Source organism: Fusibacter sp. 3D3, assembly GCF_001748365.1.
In the GTDB taxonomy this organism is placed as follows: Bacteria; Bacillota; Clostridia; order Peptostreptococcales; family Acidaminobacteraceae; genus Fusibacter_A.
Genome location: NZ_BDHH01000001.1, coordinates 49,168 through 68,922, shown reverse-complemented (window position 1 = coordinate 68,922; position 19,755 = coordinate 49,168). Strand labels below are relative to the sequence as shown.

The following is a 19,755-nucleotide window of genomic DNA, read 5'->3' as shown; positions in this document are numbered from 1 at the left end:
CATATGTTTTTAGAGAAGACAATTGCCAGAAATAAAGCCTTGATTGATGCTGCTTTAATGCTTCGCAAAGAAAAGCAAATTACACCAGATACTTATGTAATTGATCTGGATACTGTGGAAAACAATGCGAGATTATTAGTTGAAGAAGCTAAAAAACAAGGTGTTCACCTTTATTTGATGACAAAGCAAATTGGGCGCAATTCAGAAATAGCAAGAAGAGTAATGGCTCAGGGCATTGATCATATCGTTGCCGTTGATGCTTGGGAAGCATTGGCATTGGCGAAGGAAGGGATACCACTTGGCCATGTGGGGCATCTGGTTCAAATTCCAGAGGACATGATTGCTGAAATTTTAAATTATAGACCTGAGGTGATTACTGTATTTTCACTCGAGAAGGCCAGAAGTATTTCTAGGGAAGCTGAAAAGATAGGTATTACTCAAAAATTGCTCATGAGAGTTGTTGGCAATAAGGATCACCTTTACGAAGGCCAAAAGGGTGGTTTTTTAGAGGCAGAGTGGCTGAGCAGTGCTAAAGCCATTGGTGAAATGTCAAATGTGTCACTGGTTGGTCTAACGGCATTTCCCTGTTTTTTATACAGTGAAGGGGAAGTGGTGGCAACAGAAAATGTAAAGACAGTACTAAAAGCGGCAAATTTAATTCAAACGCATCTATCCATAAAACTCGAGCAGATTAACTTACCCAGTGCAAATTCAGTTAATACCCTCGAAATGCTCGCAAAACTAGGCGGCACACATGCTGAACCGGGTCATGCTTTGACGGGCACCACACCTTTACATGCTATTATGGATTTACCTGAAAAACCAGCGATGATTTATCTCACTGAAATATCGCATTATGTGGACCAATCGGCGTATGTATTTGGGGGTGGATTTTACCAAAGATCGGGTGTCAATCAAGCTTATGTGGTTCCTAGAGACGATTTATCAAAAGGAATAGTGGTTAAGGCAAAAGAGCCCTCACCTTTAATGATTGATTACTATGCAGAGGTAGATGTAAAAGATATTCAGAGTCATATAGGAGATGCGGTTATTTATGCTTTTAGAACACAAATTTTTATGACGCGGAGTAACGTCGCTTTAGTTGAAGGCATTCAGAGTGGCGCCCCTAAACTTATTGGCATTTACGATGCGCTCGGCAGAAAAAAGGATTGATGCAAAATGAAGAAACGTGCGATCTTATTAATTATAGATAGTTTAGGCATAGGAGCCATGGCAGATGTGGCAGATGTGAGACCTCAGGATTTAGGTGCCAATACATTTGGCCATATTCTGGATTATAGGCCGAATCTTAAAATACCAAATTTAAAGAAAATGGGCATAGGCTCTGTGCTTTCACATGACGCTATCATTGAAACGCACCCTATTGCAAGCTACGGACGCTGTGCATTGCTTCATGAAGGGGCAGATAGTTATTTAGGTCACCAAGAAATTATGGGAACGAAACCTCTGCCCGCAAAAAAAATGCCCTTTGTAGGTGTCATTGAGGCGGTTAAACAGGGATTAGAGGATTCAGGGTATAAAGTGGTCATTCCAGATCAAACGATGCCATTTCTTTTAGTAGAGGATGCTGTCATTGTGGCGGACAATATTGAAACGGATTATGGTCAGATTTATAATGTGACAGGTGCAATTGATGTGATTTCATTTGAAAAAATTCAGGCGATCGGCAAAATCGTACGTGAACTCACGAAAGTAAATCGCGTGATTGCGCTGGGTGGAGAAGGTATTTCAGTGGAGTGGATATTGTCCTGTGTTGAGCGCAGAGCAGATGGGTTGATTGGTGTTAATTCACCAAAATCAGGTGTTTACCATCAGGGTTACCAAGTAAGACATCTGGGGTTGGGGCTCAATCCGGAAGAACAAGTTCAAAGTGCTGCCATTCGTGCAGGAAAAGAGGTCGTTTTAATCGGTAAAATGCAAGATGTGATTATTGGTGAAAGGGCAAAGCGGATTGTGGCAATTGAGACTTCTTTGGTATTGACAAGTATTTTAGAGGCTTTGGAGACCACTTCATCAGGTTTAATCGCAGCAACTGTACAAGAAACCGATTTGGCTGGACATGCTCAAGATGTGAATTTGTACGCCAATCTGATAGAGCAAGTAGATGAAGGCATTGGAAAGATTATAGAGAAAATGACCTGTGAGGATTTACTCATAATAAGTGCAGATCACGGCAACGATCCTTGTGCCTTACACAGTCAACACACAAGAGAAAATACTTTTTTACTCGCTTACCAAAAAGGACGTAGTGCTCGAAATTTAGGAGACCGAAAAACACTTTCCGATATGGCGGCTTCCATTGCTGATTTTTTAGAAGTGGATGCCTGCAAAAACGGTGTGAGTTTTATAGAATGAAATGAATGAGATTATAAAACCCGAGAGCTATAAAATGCTTTGCATGATGTATTAAATTTTAGACATAATGCAGAGCATTTTTTATTTTTTGCTTTATGTTTGCATGAAAAAGCGTTACTATTTAGTGAGGCGAATTAAATGTGAGGGTATATCCGTGGAAATTGTAGAAAATAAAAAAATGAGAAAATCGATAAGAGTTGACATTGCCAAGATGATCTTACCCATTATGATGGCGAATATCTTAGAGATGTTGGTGGGACTTGTTTCTATGGCGTTGATTGGAAATTTAGGATTCATCGCCATTGGTGCAATGGGGTTGAGTACAAGAGTTCGTGGGATCGTCTGGGCGATCTATAAAGGAATTGCTATAGGCGCACAAGTGGTTATCGCACAGGCTTTAGGGCGCAAAGACCATGTGAGGATTCGAGAAGCTTCTAGACAGACACTGGTGTCTATTTTTATCGTCTCAATCGCCTTTAGCATATCCATGTGGGCTTTTCCAGAATCTTGGCTTCAAATATTTGGCGCCAAAGATGCACTCTTAAAAGTGGGGAGTGAAATTCTCAAAATTGTGGCTTGTGGCTTGCCATTTTTAGGTCTTGTCATTGTCATTTCAGGTGCTATGCAGGGAAAGGGCGATGCGATAACGCCATTGATTATAAGCGGTGTTATGAATGTGCTCAATCTCGTCTTTGGCATTATATTAGTGAATGGCTTGCTGGGCATGCCAAGGCTGGGGTTAAAAGGCGCTGCTTATGCCATGGTATTGGGTCAATTTTGGGCAGCGGTTTTAGGCATTGTATTAGCACTTAAAAAGTCGGGCATTCTATACGGTTTAAATTATAAAAATATATTCAAGTTTTCAAAAGATATTCTTAAAAGTGTCTACAGAACTGGAATTCCAAGTGCTTTAGAATCTCTTTTTTGGCAAATGAGCTCTATTTTACTCATAAGAGCTATTTTGACCTATGGAGACGACGTCTATGCAGCCTATCAGCTGGGATTACAGGCGGAAAGTATCGCCTATATGCCAGCCGCAGGATTTGGAATTGCAGCAACAGCCTATGTTGGAAGGTTTATCGGTGCAGAGGATATGGACTCTGCTAGAAATTACTTTAGAGAGATTACATGGGGTGTATTACTGATTTCAATTTTAGGTGGGGGGATCTTAATCTTATTGCCAAGTGCGTTGTTGGGGGTGATGACTTCTGATGCTAACTTAATTCAGATTGCGATCATTTACATGATTATATGCGGATTTGCGCAGATTCCTCAGAACCTAGCGGGTGTTATGGGCGGTGCACTTAGAGGCGCAGGCTACACTAAAATTCCAATGTATACAGCTGCAATAGGCTTATATGGTGTAAGGGTACCCATGGCATTATTATCAGCATATGTTTTTGACTTTTCAGTCAATATGGTATTTCTAGCCATTGGTCTGGATATGGCGATTAGACTTATTTTGAGCAGTTTCTTCTATTATAAAATAGATATTTACAACAATCCAAAACATGTATAAAGGGCCTCCGCGAAAATCAAATATGACTTTTGCAGAGGCCTTTGTTAGAGTGCTTTAGTCTAGAGCTTGTAGCGTTTGAGTTCGTCTTTAAGGAATAAGACGACTTTTTCAAGTTCATCTATATTCTCAGATAAGCTTACAATTTCAGTAGAGAAGTTTGTGACATTGGCACTCATCTCTTGTGAAGTCGCTGAATTCTCTTCGGCAATAGCCGCTAAAGTATGCATGTTTTCAAAAACTTTATTGATTTTAGCAGTCTCCAGTGAAAGCTTAGATGAAATTTCTGCAATAGAACTGGATACGGTATGAATTCTGGTTGAAGCCACTTTACTATCCGAAGCAACAGTAGCCATGGTTTGAGTGCCGTTTTCCAGTTCAATAAATTGATCGTTGACTTGCTTCACCATGTTGTTAACACCCGTTGTAAATTCATGCAAACTACTGTTTATGGTGTTGACTGCATTTTTAGAATCTTCCGCAAGTTTCCTGATTTCTTCGGCGACAACGCTGAAGCCTCTGCCCATTTCTCCAGCACGTGCAGCTTCGATAGAGGCATTGAGCGCCAAGAGGTTTGTTTGCTCCGCAATGCTTTCAACCGTGCTTACAATTTCAATAATATCTTTGATTTTTTTGCTGATTTCAGTGCCTTGGACATTGACACCTGCAAAGTTGTTTTTAACTTGATTGAGATTTTCAGATACTTTTTCAAGGTCATTCACTGAAATTTCAATTTGTTTCACAGCAGATTCTAAACTTTCCTTACCTTCAAGTTCTTTAGCGCTGATTTCATTTAAAATATCAATATTATCGGCTAAGATGCTGACAGAACTTTCGGTTTCAGTAGCTTGATGAATTGCGCCTTCTGCAACTTCTTGTACAGCTCTAGAGATAAGATCGGATACTTCCCCCATGTTTTTTGCAACTTGTGCAAATTTATCTGTAAAGGAATAGACATCATCCATGCCACCTTTAAAATAAGTGAATTCTTCACGGAGTTTGTCTTTTGTAGTGGAGAGCGCACTGAAAATGGCTTCATGGTAGTCATTTGTTCGAACGACTAGATCATCTCTCAAATTGAGATCACCAACTTTTTCAAGTTCTTCGGAAATATCCATAGAAGGTTTAAGAATGACACTGCCTATAAGAACACCTGAAATGAGCACTGAAAGAGGGGTTGCAATCAAAAGAGGGATATTAGACAATCCATCTAGACCAAGCACCAATCCCAATGACAAAAGTGTTGGCATCAAAGCAATTTTAAAAGGCGCGCTCTTTATAAATCCAAGCGAAAATAATTTGGAAAGGCCATAATGCCGAACCGTCTTTGTCCCTTTTTCAAAGGTTATGTGAACTCTAACGGTATGCACACCATCTGAACCCACGGATTTATCCAGTATTTTGGCTTCTATTTTTTCGTTAAAGTGCTTACCAGCGCCTTCAATAAGCCCCATGAGATAATCCACAAGTCCACGTTTGGATTTATAGGTGATGATGACGTTTTTATCATCAATTTCTTCAGGCATTAATCTCGGTGGCTTAGCACCAGGAATCATCTTTGTCAATTGAGTATGCACTTTATCCATGAGCATCATAAAGCTTTTAGCGGAGCTTTTATCAAAGTACGAGGGAAACCATTTGTAAAATGATTCGATGTTGTTTTGCCCGAGTTTGCGCCACATATCCTCTGTTTTCATGCCCTTGCTCGTGGCAAAAGCCTTCATAAGCGAAAATACTTTGGCATCCTCAATTTCCTCTAAAGGCGTAATCATTCTCGATGGATTCCAGCCTTCCTTTTTCATAATTTCATTTCTATGGTTTTCTCCAAACATAGATGAAATCGTATTGAGCCAAATATTGACTACGGTTCCTTTCATAAAAACACCTCTCTCATAATTGAATAGACTGGTAAAACAAAGCATATATACCCCAAAAATATTTTGTTAAAACGATTTGTAATTGTAACCAGTTCAATTATACCAAACCCTTAGTGAAATAGGCAATTGTTATCACAAATTTGACGAAAATATTGTTAAACTATGTTAGAATAAATAAAAAAGAGAATGGAAAAAAATTATGAAAAAAAGTGTTGGGGTCGTTTTATTCGTATTCATCTTTTTAAATCTATGGATTTCTTTTGGTGATACGACGATTGAAAAACTCGAATTTGGGGAAAATCAAATTATAAGTTTGTCTGACGGATGGACTTACGTGGATGCGTTTTGGATTAAACCAGATGCTTTCGATTCAACCACAGGGAAAAGCAATTTTTCATTGGATCAATTCGGTGAAAGTAATCCGAAAAGTAAAGTTAGAGGGACGCTTTATAAGACTTTTACAATACCAGAGTCCTTTGTGGGAAAACCACTGGTAATTAACAATGCGTTTTTTGATGAAAGTTTTGACTTGTATATTAATGAAATGCATTATGAAAAATCACTCTCTATCTCAAAACATCAAAGCGTTAAAGACGGTTATCTCTTTATTCCTAACAGTTCGAAAATCACAATTATTATATATTTTGAACAAGATTCAAATCGGATTTCCAGTGCATCAAAACTTTATCTAGGTGCGCTCACGGCTTATGAAAGAAATCAATATTTAGTTTGGCTATTGGATAGCCTTGTATTGGCATTCGCACTTGTTTTTTTTATGTTTCTGATTTGGCAAAGGGTGTCAGGTCAAGTTAAAGTAAAAGGCATATTATTTGAATTGTTGGTTCTAGCTTTTATTCTTAATTTTACAATATCTGAAATTGAGAAAACGGTTGCTTTCTCTCATTTTGAATATATGCGTATTCAAATCTTTTTACTTGCATATATTTCGACTTTGTTTGCAACTTATGGATATAAAGGCAATGATCGATTTATGTCATTTGCAAAAGCATTTGGTAAAATATATTTGATCTTATTTGCAGCAGGCGTGACAATAGTCCCGATTCATTATATGCCTTTTATTGGGTACGGCCATTTGGCTCTGATCTTAGCTTCTGCGTTAATATGCAATCGGTATAAGATCCAGTGGAAAGTGAATCTTATATTTGCATATTTTTTAGGAATGGCTTATTTGAATTTGAGTGGTATTATGACTTCAAGTTTGGGGATGCTTCCGATTCTTGTTATATTGATTTATAGAAGCTTTTCCAGAACTGGTAGTAGCGAACAGACCTCTAAATCGGATAATATAGTGCCTTTAAAAGAAGCCTATGGATCGGATAAAACCGAAATACAATTCAAAGAGATGGTAAATGCCGTAGAAGAGGGCATGATGGTGCTTACATCGGATTTGTATATAGATCATGTCTACAATGAGGCGCTGCAAGCTTTTTTTGATGTCGATATCAAGCATAGAAAAATGACTGATGTGATCTACCAAGATGATTTTGAAAATAAATTGTATGCAGAAACGATTTTAGGGCGGTATTTTGAGGCGGAAACTGAAAGTGACAAACGACTTTATCTAGATTTGCTGTCAAGTAAAGTGAGCATAAACGGGCGTGTTTTGAGCCTAAAATACAAGATTACCAAAGATCCCAAGTATCTCGTGGCGGTTTTAGTAGACCAAACTGAATTTCAAAGCGTATTGGATGAGAAAGAAACATTTGATTTGGATGAAATTTTATCAAGTGATTTAGAACTGCTTGAAGGGGTTCTAAATGCAGATGTTATGAAGCAAGAACACTTCATTTTAGTTGAAGAATCCGATTTTATTGAGCTTGAAAAAATGTTATTGGGCCTGCCAGGACATGAAAAGGCGACAGCATTAGTGCTTAAGATGAAACATGAACAGAATCAAAAACGTATTAAAAAGTACGATCAGTATATTTCGGATTTGGCTAGGAAATTAGGTAAAAAAGTGAATCCAATTGTCGTAGAAGGTTATGAATCTGTTTTAAATCATGCAAATTGTAAAGAGATTCTTAAAAGTGTAGTCTATCTGATGGACAATGCCATTATTCATGGGATTGAAAAGCCAGGGGATCGCTTTAGAAAGAATAAAAGTGAATATGGCACTGTAAAAGTGAAATTTGAAAGTTTAGGTGCTTTTATCGAAATAACGGTTGAAGATGATGGACGAGGCATTGAGTACAATAATATTACAACAGATGTTGAAACCCACTTGGGCATGGGATTGACCCAAGTGAAAAAAGAAGTTAGCCTGCAAGAGGGCAGTCTCAAAATAGAATCAAAGTTGAATCAGTTCACTAGAATCATAATCAGGATACCAGAGTGATGTTTTTAACTTTTAACCGTTTAAAGCGAAGGCAAAAAAATAGAGAGGTCATGGGCTCTCTATTTTAAAAAGGTGTCTAGATATTGTATGCTCTTTGTTACAAAATGACGCGTTGTTTTTAGATTGAAGGCATCAGTCTGTTCAATCACTTGGTGTGGAGTGGGGAGTTCTTTTATGGGCTCTTCTTGAATTTTATAGAGTTCAAGTATTTTATGTGTCAGTAGTAAGAGTGCACTTTCTGGTAATTTTTCAAGATGGATAAGGGTTTGTCTTGGATCCTCTAGGGTGTGGTCAAGTGGAAGATTGAGACGCTGAGCAAGCGATTCAAGGGACATAAAGCCCTTTTCAGAATCGGTTAATAAATTAGGCGTTCCCGAAAAGACAAACATGCTGTGTGTCATTTCACCAGAAGTTGTTAAATCAATAAGATGCTTTAAATTATTATAAGCAAGTGTTCTGAGGTCGCTTCTTTCGGAGATGACCTGATCGAGTTCATCAATAAAGATGATTAAACCCTTATAACCTAAGAGATTTATTAATTTTGAAAATGCTTTTAAAAAATCAAGGGTATTTGTCTTATCGACATAGCCGACCAAATCGTATTTGTGTTTGAGTTCATAGGGAATATTCTTTTCACCTGTGAGCCAAGCGGTGGTTATATTTTGCATTTCTTGGTTGCGCTGAATTCGGCCGCGCATGAACATCAAAAATGCGCGTGCGAAGTTTGTATTGTACTTTGAGAGCTCTTGGCAGACCAAGTTTATTTCCACTCTCTTTCGATCTGGAAAGGGTGCTGTTTGAAGATTTTCAATCCACAGATCAAAAATTTCACTAAATGAAGTTTTTTCAAATTGTGTCCCTTTCATGTACAGATTGTGCATAATGGCATAGTAAAGATCGTCAATTTTATTTAATCTAAAGCCATCATTGACTTGGAATGAGGCAATGAGGTAATCATCCTTTAGCGCTAAATTCTTAACGGCATTAACAAGGTGTGATTTGCCGACGCCGTATTCACCCGTAATGATTTTGACAATGCTCTCGCCCTCTTTAAGAGCAGAAAAACAACGCTTAAATTCATTCAGTTCTTTTTCTCTGCCGAAAATTAAATGGTCTGTTAAACCTATGGGCGCTACGCCGTTTCTTAGAGCATTTATCATTTTAGAAGCTTCGGTTGCTTGGATATTCAGAATCAACACCTCCAATGCTACCATTATATCGTGTTACAAGGGCATTAGAAAAGCATTATCTAAAAAAGAGTGAGGAGATTTTATCAATGGTTTATGATTTGATCATAATCGGTGCTGGAGCAGCCGGTTTGTTTGCCGCTTCAAAAGCTGAAAACATAAATATTTTGCTTCTAGAGAAAAAGGATAGACCGGGCTTAAAGGTAATGGTATCCGGTGGGGGACAATGTAATCTCACGCATAGCGGTTATATGAGCCATTTTTTAGCCATGTATGGTGATCAAAAAAAATTTGTAAAGCCCGCACTTTTAAGTTTTGACAACAAGCAAACCGTCGCTTATTTTGAAAGTCTTGGCATTGAGTGCTTTGAAAGAGAAGATGGAAAGATTTTTCCAGTTTCATTGGATGCCAAAGCGGTTGTCAAAGCACTTAAAGAGGATATTGACTGCAAGGGGCATAAAAAAATGCTTCAAAAGACACCTGTGCTGGATCTTTATAAAAGTGAGGGCACTTTTAAAATCGTAACGGAGGGTCAGCTTTATGAAGCGTTAAATGTTATGATTGCAACGGGAGGGAGATCATACCCCGCACTTGGGACCGAAGGTGACGGCTATGCTTTTGCGCGTAAACTTGGGCATACTGTGGTTGAACCGAGGCCAGGTTTGACAGGGGTAGTGTCTGGCAAGATCAGTGCGCTTGAGTGGTCAGGTATTGCGCTCAAAGAAGTTGAGCTCGTACACAACATGTTAAAGGCGCGTGATGGCATGTACACTCAAAGAGCCGTTTATAAAGGCGATTTGTTATTTACCCATTTTGGCATAAGTGGCCCAGTTGTTTTGAACAAGAGCCGTTATCTTGAAAAGGATGATCTGCTCTATCTCAATTTGATTGGGATGTCCTCTGATGCAGCTGAAAAATTATTTTTAGAGACAGCAGGAGATCGACCATTGGCATTTTGGCTCAATCAAATTAAACTCTTGGATCGGTTTAAATCTGAGTTACTCAAAGCACTTGGATTGACAGGTCAAGAGAAAATGGGGACTCTTTCAAAGCCGAATCGAAAAGCGCTCATCAAATGGCTGACGCAGTTTGAAGTAAAAGTAGATGCACTACAGGGCTTTAAACAAGCGATGGTCACAGTTGGTGGTGTGGATACTACTGAGATAGATTCAAAGACGATGGCTTCTAAAATCGTTGAGGGTCTCTACTTTGTAGGTGAAGTGCTTAACGTGGACGGGGACACAGGCGGTTATAATTTACAATGGGCGTTTTCAAGTGCAGTTGCTGCGGTTCAGGCCATTGAAAAGAGATGTTTATAGCGTGTTTTTTTGCACACTTACATTGACAGTAATTATCACTCGTGCTACAATTAAGGTGTGAATGAGATTCATTATCAGCTTAAAGGAGAATATTATGGCTTTAACAAATGCGGTGATTGGTAAGCACGTTGTATTAAATACAATAAATGGTAGTGATAAATTAAAGCGCAAGTTAAGAGATATGGGCTTGACAGATGGCGTGCGTTTTATGCCTGTTTTAAAGACGAGAAATGGTCCGATGGTGGTTGAAATAAGAGGCACAAGACTTGCAATTTCTGATCAAATTGCTGCCATGTTAGATGTTACACCTGCGAGTGTATAATGAAGGATCGTGATGTCATGAAGCCTATCAATGTGGCAATAGCAGGTAATCCGAATTCAGGAAAAACCACTTTATTCAATACGCTAACGGGTGGGAACCACTATGTGGGAAACTGGCCAGGTGTGACGGTTGAAAAAAAAGAGGGCAAAAAGAAATATAAAGGGCATGAATGCAACTTGGTTGATTTGCCGGGTATTTACAGCTTGGAACCCTTTAGTATAGAAGAAATTGTCGCTAGAAAATATATATTAGATGAAAAACCAGATGTGATCATCAATGTAGTTGATGGCACTTTGTTAGAAAGAAACTTGTATTTGACCACTCAATTAATGGCGCTGAGTACCCCGATGGTACTTGCGATTAATATGATGGATGAACTCGAAAAAAAAGATATTCAAATTAATATTGAAAAAATGAGTAAACAATTGGGTTTCCCGGTTGTTTTAATTTCTGCTCAAAATAAGCTCAACATCGATGCTCTATTGGATCAAGCAATCGTGATGGCTCAATCCAAGCCCGTAAAATATTCAGATGGCAGTCCCCTTTTAAAAGAGATTGAAGCAGGGCATTATGCTGAAGGCTTGGTCTCAGCGAAGCGCTATGCGTATATAGATGCACTTTTAAAAGACGTCATGATGAAAGAACCAGTGGTTTATGATACCCAAACGGCTAAACTTGATAATTGGATTTTAAATGAATATATTGGATTTCCAGTATTTTTAGCCATTATGGCTTTTGTTTTTTATATGACATTCAAAGTGGGTGGCATTTTTTTAGATTCAATTGATGTGTTTTTTTCAGATCGTTTAGGGCCTGCGATCGATGCTTTATTATCCAGTGTCGGCGTGGCGGAGTGGATGAATAGACTTGTGGTGGACGGTATTATCGGTGGTGTAGGTGGCGTTTTGACCTTTGTGCCCAACATCGCGATTTTATTTTTCTTCATCTCGCTTTTAGAAGATAGCGGCTATATGGCTAGAGTGGCCTATATTATGGACAAGTGGATGTCCAAATTCGGTCTAAACGGTAGGACTTTTGTGCCTATGATTTTAGGCTTTGGATGTAACGTGCCTGCGATTATGGCTACAAGGACTATTGAAAATGAAAAAGATCGACTCTTGAGTATTTTGATCAATCCTTTTGTATCCTGTGGCGCTAGATTTCCTGTGTATGTGCTCTTTGCCTCTGTGTTCTTCAAAGGCTATGAGACATTGGTGACTTTTTCGCTGTATGTACTTGGCATTGTGGTCGCACTGTTGGTCGCGGTTATTTTTAGGAAAACCATATTCAGGGAAAATGAATCCCATTTCATTATGGAGCTGCCTGTATATAGGCTTCCAAACTTTAAATCGCTCCTTATTCATGTTTGGGAACGTGTAAAAGGGTATTTGGTAAAAGCAGGGACTATTATTTTTGCGGCGTCAGTGATCCTTTGGTTCACACTTAATTTTAATATGACAGGCATGGTTCCTATTCATGAAAGTTTTGGTGCGAGTATTGGTAAGGCTATGGCTCCTATTATGGCGCCACTTGGATTTGATTCTTGGCAAATTTCACTATCGTTACTCACTGGGATGCTTGCTAAGGAGATGATTATTTCCAACATGGCGATTGTTCTAGGCGTAACAGATGGCTCTGCTACTTTTTTGACCGCATTATCAAGTACTTTTGAACCGCTTACGGCTTATGTTTTCATGGTCTTCGTCTTACTTTACACGCCTTGTATCGCTGTGGTAGGGGTTATCAAAAGAGAGACGAATTCTTGGAAGTGGACGGGATTTTCGGTGGTTTACCAATTCGTAGTGGCTTGGGTCGTCGCTTTTGCATTTTACAGAGTGGGCTTGTTGCTCTTTTAACACAGTGTTGAGTTATGACAGGAGGTTGTCATGGGAACGTTTATTACCATAGTCATTGGCCTTTTAATTGCGCTCTATGCATTTAAGATTATTCGCAAATCTGTAAAGCAGATAAAAGCAGGGAAGTGTATGAGCTGTTCGGTTAAATCTGAGGATTGTCACTGTCACGATGTTCGTGATATAATTGACCTCGGAGAAGGTGACGCTAATGACAAGAAAAACTAAAGGTTTACTCAGCATTTTAGTCCCCGTGGTTGCGTGGGGCATTTCTTTTGTAAGTACCGAATTTTTATTAGCAGTTCTAGGCCCTATGACAATAGGTGCGATTAGATTTGTGATTGCTACAGCACTTTTGTATGTGGCGATGAAGGTGACTAAACAGCCCCTTAAAATTAAATCTGAAGATCGATTTCTTTTTTTGCTTGCAGGTGGTGTGGGCATAGGTCTCTATTTCTTTTTTGAAAATACGGGCATTAAATATATTTCAGCATCACCGGCAGCACTGATTATCGCTGCCATCCCTGTATTTACCTTGATATTTGAAGCGCTTATTTATAAACGAAAAATTGAAGGACTGGATTTGTTTGCGGTGTTGTTGTCGGTCTTTGGGGTAGTCTTTATTGTGGATATTAAGTTTAGTGAATTCTTTAAGATGCAAGAAAGCATCGGTTACTTGATGATGGTTGGTGCGGTTTTCGCGTGGGTGATCTATTCACTTGCCTCTAAGCCTTTGTTTGAAAAGTATTCTTATCTGACGATTATCTTCTATCAGTTTCTATACAGCATTCCATTTTTTATACCGTTGGTATTTTTTGAGTCGAATAGATGGCATGCGATTGGATTTGAAGTGATTGCGCATTTGATTTTTTTAAGTATTATTGCCTCAGTTTTGGGGTTTTATTGTTACGCCAAAGCGATGGATTTACTGGGGGTTACAGAATCCTCGATCTTTATTAATTTTTTGCCGATTGTTACGATTATTTTCAGTTATTTCTACCTCGGAACAGTGATTTCAGTGAGACAATTTATCGGTGGTGCACTTGTACTTGCCTCCGTTACCATAACCACACTGCATGGACAACATGTTCAGAGAAGGAAAGAGCAGCAAGTTGTTCAAACGGAATTAGAGGGATGAATTCAAATAGTGAAGAATGTAATATATTGAAAAGATAAAGTCTGCACAGGGTGTGGGCTTTTTTTTATATCTTCTCTGTTGTATATGACGAAATATACTTAAAGAAGTGAAAGCCTTACGGGCTGTTTATTAAACAACAACAAAACGGGTATTACATATGATTAACCAAACGGGGCTTATTGGGGTTTCGGAAAGCAAAAATCTCTCCGTTTGATCAGATGGTTGAATTGACAGGTGTTGTTACACTTGATAAGATCGCTGATAAACAAAGCAACTAAGAAGAAAAGCTGTTTACTCTTTTGGAAATATTGACAATAATGAGGTATAAAGGTATACTCTTGAAGTGCAAAAGACAAAAAGAACTTTGCACTCTAGTAGTGATAGAAAGAAAATATATAATATGTTAGGTCACCATTTAGTAAAAAATATTCTGTCCAGTTTTTCTATGTTTACGTTGAGGGAAAGCCGAAAGGCAAGTCCTCGGAAAAGTTTTAATCAAAATATTGGAGGTCATTATGGACAAAAAATTAATTATTCTTAGAGTTATATTAGTAATCGGTGTAATCTTGTACCCAATCTTTAGATATTTAAATATCAACAGTATCTTTCTGGCGCCTTTTCTCTATGCTCCTAGTGTGATTTTTAGGCCAAAGAAAATGAAGGCATTTGTACTTGATTTGATCGTTTTTCCATGTATAGCACTTTTTCTATTCTGTCACAAAACTGGAAACCGAGATATGGGAGCCAATATTTTAATTGCAATGGTAGTGGCAGTTTGTATTTGGATATGTTTTATTACTTATCAAAGATATCGAGGAATAGATCCTTTTAAATAACTAAATAGTAATAAAAAAAGATCTCAATAGAGTATTAATCTGTTGAGATCTTTGAATATGCTGTTTCAATATATGTTCACACTGTCTAACTGAATAAATTCATCGCATCTGCAACTTGCTCCACAAATACATCAATAATCTCATGCTCAAACTGATAAATATCTGTACAAGCTGGAATTTGAAAATGCGCTTAATCAAATGTTTGAAAAAGCATTGTAGAACACAAAAAAATAGATCTTTAATATTCTAGATACTCGTATTGAGGAGGCCAAAAATAATGAACTGGCGTAGAATTGTAATTTTTTTATTCGTATTAGTTTTGTTAATACCACTATTTTTTAGAGGATTTGACAACAAGAGTTCTTCTTTTGTTTTTAAGGCCACACCGGAAGCAATTGCTTTTGAGAGAATGCTCACCACAGAAGAAATGAATGCGGATTTGATTCAATTAGAAGAAAGTATAAAATATACTTATCCAATGGCTCTTGGAAGGATGCCCGAATATATTAGGCAAGCCATTGAAGAAGCAAAAGAGACGATCTCAAAACCAATGCCGTTGTATAAGTTCAGTGTTATCGTTGCTCAAATGTTGTCTCAACTTAATGATGGGCATACGTATCATTTCTATATGGCTCATGGACCTGAAATCCCCTATGTTATAAAAATAATAGACGATAAGTTCTATATACTTACAAGTCCTAAAAAAGCAAATGATGGGAAAGAAATTTTAGAGATCGGCGGTGTTTCAATGCAAACGATCTTCAATGCCTATAAGGCCCAATTTTCAGCTGAAAATACTTATTGGACCTATGAGTGTTTTGAAAGGCGTTATATTGAACTTGAAAAATTACAAGAACTAGGTGCAGAATTGACCTCCAAAGGGGGCATTGAAGTAAAAGTCAAAGATGACAAGGGCATAAAAACAATTAGGTTATCTCAAGAGGATTATATTTACGATCAATTTACAGATGCGCAAAGATTTAAAGTTTTATATCCTAAATATGATGCGTATGAAACGGTGACAGGGAGAGCAAATAGTTATAGTTTTAGCATTGACAAAAATACAAATACAGCACATTTTGTTTTAATTGAATGCCTATACGATGAGCAATATGCGTTATTTCTCAAAAAAATGTTTGACAGCATAAACCAAGCTAAAATAGACAATATAGTTGTTGATTTAAGGGGTAATGGTGGGGGCGATAATCAGGTTGCATATGCTTTCCTCGACTATCTCAGTGATTCTAAAGATCAAATGCCCGTATTTGATGGCAACGTATACGTCTTGATAGATCACGCCTCGTTTTCAGGAGCAGTGAATTTTGCAACATTAATTTCAGATCGGCATATTGGCATAGTAATAGGTCAGCCCTCAGGAGGAAAGCCAACTGCTAGCGGAGAAGTTAAAGCCTTTGTCCTCCCTAACACACAATTAGAATATAATATAGCGACTAAGTTCGCTCAAAGAGTTGATACCAGTAAAAATGAGGAAGATGCCTTATATCCAGATGATCAAACGCATTATGACATATGGGATTACATCAATCAACGCGATCGTGATATGGAAAAAGTAATGTTATTGATTAAAGAGAATGAAAATTAAAAATCATTTATGGTGTTGTGCTCATATAATCTCCATTTTGAACTGATGAGAATCCCTTTTTTTGCCGATAAACCTTATAGGAAAAAATAATGAAAAATATAGTAGGAATCCTATAAGGCTAAAAGGAGACTCCCATGAAAATAAATCAACTTTTACAGTCACTGAAATCAGATCCCAAATATGACTTGAAGTCAAAAGAACAAAATACCAGTGAAAAAGTATTAGAAGGCTTTAAAAGTAAAACACCGGGCGTCAATCAATTGGCATCCAAATATCAAGTGGATTTATCTGAGAAAGAAGTCAAAACGATTGATGATTTTGTAAAGAAAACAGATGGACCATTGAGTGATAAACTTAATACCGTTGAAATCGCCCTTTATAAAGGGATTGACATAGATGAAGAGCATTTAGAGACGATTCACAGTGCGCTCACGGAAAATCCAGATATGGACATAGAAATTTTAATCCCTAAAAGCGAGGAAGCTGGTGGCACGGAGGGTAAAAACCTAGACGATGTCATTGACCATTTAAAACTTCCGGAGAATCTAAAAGAGGCGCTTAAAGCTGCTATAAAAGGGGGGGCAAGTATCGAGGATGCTGTTAAAGCAGTGGCTAAACAGATCATTGACACACTTCCCGAACAATATAGAGACACACTTAAAGGTGTTTTGGAATCTGGTGGTCTAAAAGATTTATCAGATGCCATGACTTTACTTGTGAAGGATGCGGCGTTAACACCTACGCAAATCAAATCAATTTTGGCGATTGGTGTAAACCCAGATCAAGCTATGGCGTTAAGCAGCGGAACTTTGAATCTTCAAAATGATGCAGTGCGTATTCAGGATCTTATTGATGCCATTACATCATCTGAAAAGGGCGGCAGTAGCGAAACAGTAGATCAAGATGCTCTACTTTCTGCCTTAAAGAAGCTTGTATCAGGATTAGAAAATAATAAAGATTCAAATGTTTCAAACGCGTTAGCTACAATCGTGAATGGAGATCAATTGGTTAAAAATGTCATTAGCGAGTTCTTAAAAGGCGTACTTGGCGATCAAGTGCAATCTGGCAATACCAAGGTCACAGATGAAAGCGCACCGGATGGTGTTGATAGAGACTCTAAAAATGATGTGGGTGCCTCTGAATCAGATGTAAGTGCTCAGGTTGATACACCCGAATTGGATGAAGCGACAATCATTTCTGCCTTAGAACAAATGCTCGGCGCAATTTCACAAACAAGTCAAGACATTTTACAGTCATTTGATGTCAAAACCTTTATTGTTGAGACCATCACAGAAAAATCAACCGCATTACAGGCTGCTTTCGAAGCTACGAAAAACGATTTGATTGATTTAACAAATCCTGCCCAAGTACCTACACAAGAATCTGTGCAAAAGGCAATCAACCTCCTCGAAAAAACGATTATGAAAAGTGAAGTTTCTTTATATACAGATATGCCTACAGAAAAGAAGCTGTTGGTGATGTCAGGACAACTTGCGAATGCTCAGAAGTATCTTGCAAGTGGTGATATGGATAAAGCCATGAGCATTCTGAAAGAGACACACGAACAAATCCAAAAGATACAAATTAATATGAATCCTAAAAAAATTCAAAGCTTTGCCACTGAACGCGTCAAAGAAGCCCTTGAAATATTAAAACCGCAAGAGGAAAGAGCTCAATCTAAATCAACGACTATAAAAGATGAAGTGACTAAAATTTTAGATACCCAAAAAGATTTAAGTGGTGACCGCTCAGCACGTGATATCCTAGAGGTGTTAAGAAGCCTTGGTCTAAATCATGAGGTTGAAACGGCAGAGGCACTTTCTAAGAAACCAGATGCGACCAAAATGGATCATATTAATGAGAACATTAAAGAAATCCTGCTCAAGCTCATGAAAGAAGACAGTTCAAACCGGAATATTGAAGAGACTCTTATGAGCCTTACAGGTCAACAGATGATGAATGATTCTGGTCAGAACCAACAAGGTGGACAACGTTTTCAATTTTTCAATTTACCCTTTGAAGATGACCTTGAAATTAATAATATGAAAGTTTATATGACAGGCAATAATAACAATGAAACCTTGGATTATAAAAATTCTGAACTCTACTTTGGCATGACGCTGAAACATCTTGGAGAGACGGGCATTAAGATTCAGATTAAAGATGAAAAGGTAGCCATCACGGTAATGAATGACCATGTTGAAGCGTTTTCAAAGGCGTTTAGTGGTCTTGAACAAGAGGTTAACGCGATTGGTTATGAAGTTAACATCGCCAATTTTGAGTCTTATAAAGCAGAAAAACCATTTGCTTTAACCGGTGAAATCGCACCAAGTGAACCTTATCGATACGATGAAAAGAAAGGATTTGATTTTAAAATATGAATAAGTTCAAGCCGTTAAATTCGTATGAACGCAATTATAAAATGGATGATTTTACATCTGTCTCTGAAGCGCTTATAAAAGAAGCTCAGGCAGAAGGTAAACATATCGAAGAAGATCCTGGGAAGCTCAAACATATGATCAAAAACGATCTCAGAGATAACATACCGCCTCAGATCTATGCGCTTATTGGCTTGATCAGTTCAACCGTCGAAAAGCTCGAGAAGGAGCAGGGGCAGATTAAAAAACAATAGAATCTAATAAATAAGAATGATCGTCTTTTTAGCAGTGTGAAATTAAAAATCCTCAAATACTTATAATTGATATTGTAAAATCAAGTATAAGTATTTGAGGATTTTTTATGAAAAGAAATATTAAAATTACTCGAAGGACACGCAAATAGAACTTAAAGAACTTCCCATTTGACACCAGAGAATTTAGTAATCGAAGCAATCTTAATAGGTTCAGATACCGTACTAAGCTCATCAGAATTACTGTATTTGCTTCTGAAACAAGCGAATTTTAATAAGAATTCACTGATTTCTACTAGTTCGTGAAGTCGAAAACTTGAACCATGCTCAAGTATAGGGTTGCGATACTCATTTATAGAAAATGTATCAATATCATTGAGTAAGGTGTTTCGAAATAAAAAGGAGGAAGAGCTGTTGTGAGTATTTGCACTTTCAACAATATCGCCTAGTCGTTCCCGATACTTGGGACTGACGCCATTGAAAACTGAAAGTATCGCATCGCTTTGAGCGAATGGGACAGCGGCAAAACTTCTTGAATTATTGATGGCAATTCTTTCAATGATTCGGTATTTAATAAAGCCATTAATACTGCCTTCCAGTTCAAGAGACGTTAACTCAGGAAATGTACTCCCTGTACCGTATCCAGCAATCACAACACCGGTATACTTATACTTAAATGTTTCCGTGCAAAAATAAGTGGTGACAAAGTCAAAAATTTTTGGTAACTATTCAGTCACATGATC

At 37.9% G+C, this 19,755-nt stretch carries 16 protein-coding genes; 13 read left to right on the top strand and 3 right to left on the bottom strand.

All coding sequences use genetic code 11. The features are described 5' to 3' along the window. Positions 1-3 precede the first annotated feature (3 nt). The 3 genes from F3D3_RS00365 to F3D3_RS00355 all read left to right on the top strand — a co-directional run bounded on the left by F3D3_RS00365 (position 4) and on the right by F3D3_RS00355 (position 3,895). Positions 4-1,173, top strand: coding sequence for an alanine racemase (locus F3D3_RS00365; protein WP_069870104.1), 1,170 nt, complete (start codon positions 4-6; stop codon positions 1,171-1,173). 6 nt (positions 1,174-1,179) lie between these two features. Next, the gene (locus F3D3_RS00360; RefSeq protein ID WP_069870102.1) at positions 1,180-2,376 is read left to right on the top strand and encodes a phosphopentomutase; all 1,197 of its coding nucleotides are present in this window, start codon (positions 1,180-1,182) and stop codon (positions 2,374-2,376) included. A 178-nt stretch (positions 2,377-2,554) separates the two neighbouring features. Then, positions 2,555-3,895 (top strand): MATE family efflux transporter, encoded by a 1,341-nt coding sequence (locus F3D3_RS00355; protein ID WP_175438251.1) that lies wholly within the window; start codon positions 2,555-2,557, stop codon positions 3,893-3,895. Between the two features lie 59 nt (positions 3,896-3,954). Here F3D3_RS00355 and F3D3_RS00350 read toward each other — a convergent pair whose 3' ends face one another. Beyond that, positions 3,955-5,769: a heme NO-binding domain-containing protein gene (locus F3D3_RS00350; protein WP_069870100.1), complete on the bottom strand. Its 1,815-nt coding sequence runs from the start codon at positions 5,767-5,769 to the stop codon at positions 3,955-3,957. A gap of 199 nt (positions 5,770-5,968) precedes the next feature. Between F3D3_RS00350 and F3D3_RS00345 the strand changes: the two genes are divergently transcribed. Beyond that, positions 5,969-8,125 (top strand): ATP-binding protein, encoded by a 2,157-nt coding sequence (locus F3D3_RS00345; protein ID WP_069870098.1) that lies wholly within the window; start codon positions 5,969-5,971, stop codon positions 8,123-8,125. A gap of 59 nt (positions 8,126-8,184) precedes the next feature. Here F3D3_RS00345 and F3D3_RS00340 read toward each other — a convergent pair whose 3' ends face one another. Next, positions 8,185-9,339 carry a BREX system ATP-binding domain-containing protein gene (locus F3D3_RS00340; protein WP_084388725.1) on the bottom strand — a complete coding sequence of 385 codons (1,155 nt, stop codon included), beginning with the start codon at positions 9,337-9,339 and terminating at the stop codon, positions 8,185-8,187. A 62-nt stretch (positions 9,340-9,401) separates the two neighbouring features. Here F3D3_RS00340 and F3D3_RS00335 point away from each other — a divergent pair, with 62 nt between their 5' ends. The 9 genes from F3D3_RS00335 (at position 9,402) to F3D3_RS00295 (ending at position 19,015) form a co-directional block, all read left to right on the top strand. Further along, the gene (locus tag F3D3_RS00335) at positions 9,402-10,631 is read left to right on the top strand and encodes an aminoacetone oxidase family FAD-binding enzyme (protein ID WP_069870094.1); all 1,230 of its coding nucleotides are present in this window, start codon (positions 9,402-9,404) and stop codon (positions 10,629-10,631) included. Between the two features lie 94 nt (positions 10,632-10,725). Further along, positions 10,726-10,953 (top strand): FeoA family protein, encoded by a 228-nt coding sequence (locus F3D3_RS00330; protein ID WP_069870092.1) that lies wholly within the window; start codon positions 10,726-10,728, stop codon positions 10,951-10,953. Continuing rightward, positions 10,953-12,809 carry a ferrous iron transport protein B gene (gene feoB, locus F3D3_RS00325; RefSeq protein WP_069870090.1) on the top strand — a complete coding sequence of 619 codons (1,857 nt, stop codon included), beginning with the start codon at positions 10,953-10,955 and terminating at the stop codon, positions 12,807-12,809. The genes F3D3_RS00330 and feoB overlap by 1 nt, the downstream gene beginning before the upstream one ends. Before the next feature lie 30 nt (positions 12,810-12,839). Further along, the gene (locus F3D3_RS00320) at positions 12,840-13,034 is read left to right on the top strand and encodes a FeoB-associated Cys-rich membrane protein (RefSeq protein ID WP_069870088.1); all 195 of its coding nucleotides are present in this window, start codon (positions 12,840-12,842) and stop codon (positions 13,032-13,034) included. Next, positions 13,018-13,944, top strand: a complete 927-nt coding sequence (locus tag F3D3_RS00315) for a DMT family transporter (protein ID WP_069870086.1) — start codon at positions 13,018-13,020, stop codon at positions 13,942-13,944. Before F3D3_RS00320 ends, F3D3_RS00315 begins: the two co-directional genes overlap by 17 nt. A 515-nt stretch (positions 13,945-14,459) precedes the next feature. Continuing rightward, positions 14,460-14,780, top strand: a complete 321-nt coding sequence (locus tag F3D3_RS00310; RefSeq protein WP_069870084.1) for a hypothetical protein — start codon at positions 14,460-14,462, stop codon at positions 14,778-14,780. A gap of 277 nt (positions 14,781-15,057) precedes the next feature. Beyond that, on the top strand, positions 15,058-16,383 hold the full coding sequence (locus F3D3_RS00305) for a S41 family peptidase (RefSeq protein WP_069870082.1): 1,326 nt from the start codon (positions 15,058-15,060) through the stop codon (positions 16,381-16,383). Positions 16,384-16,517: 134 nt separating this feature from the next. Then, positions 16,518-18,764 (top strand): hypothetical protein, encoded by a 2,247-nt coding sequence (locus F3D3_RS00300; protein ID WP_069870080.1) that lies wholly within the window; start codon positions 16,518-16,520, stop codon positions 18,762-18,764. After that, positions 18,761-19,015, top strand: coding sequence for a hypothetical protein (locus tag F3D3_RS00295; RefSeq protein WP_069870078.1), 255 nt, complete (start codon positions 18,761-18,763; stop codon positions 19,013-19,015). Before F3D3_RS00300 ends, F3D3_RS00295 begins: the two co-directional genes overlap by 4 nt. A gap of 152 nt (positions 19,016-19,167) precedes the next feature. Here F3D3_RS00295 and F3D3_RS00290 read toward each other — a convergent pair whose 3' ends face one another. Beyond that, positions 19,168-19,665 (bottom strand): hypothetical protein, encoded by a 498-nt coding sequence (locus F3D3_RS00290; protein WP_069870076.1) that lies wholly within the window; start codon positions 19,663-19,665, stop codon positions 19,168-19,170. Between the last annotated feature and the right edge of the window lie 90 nt (positions 19,666-19,755).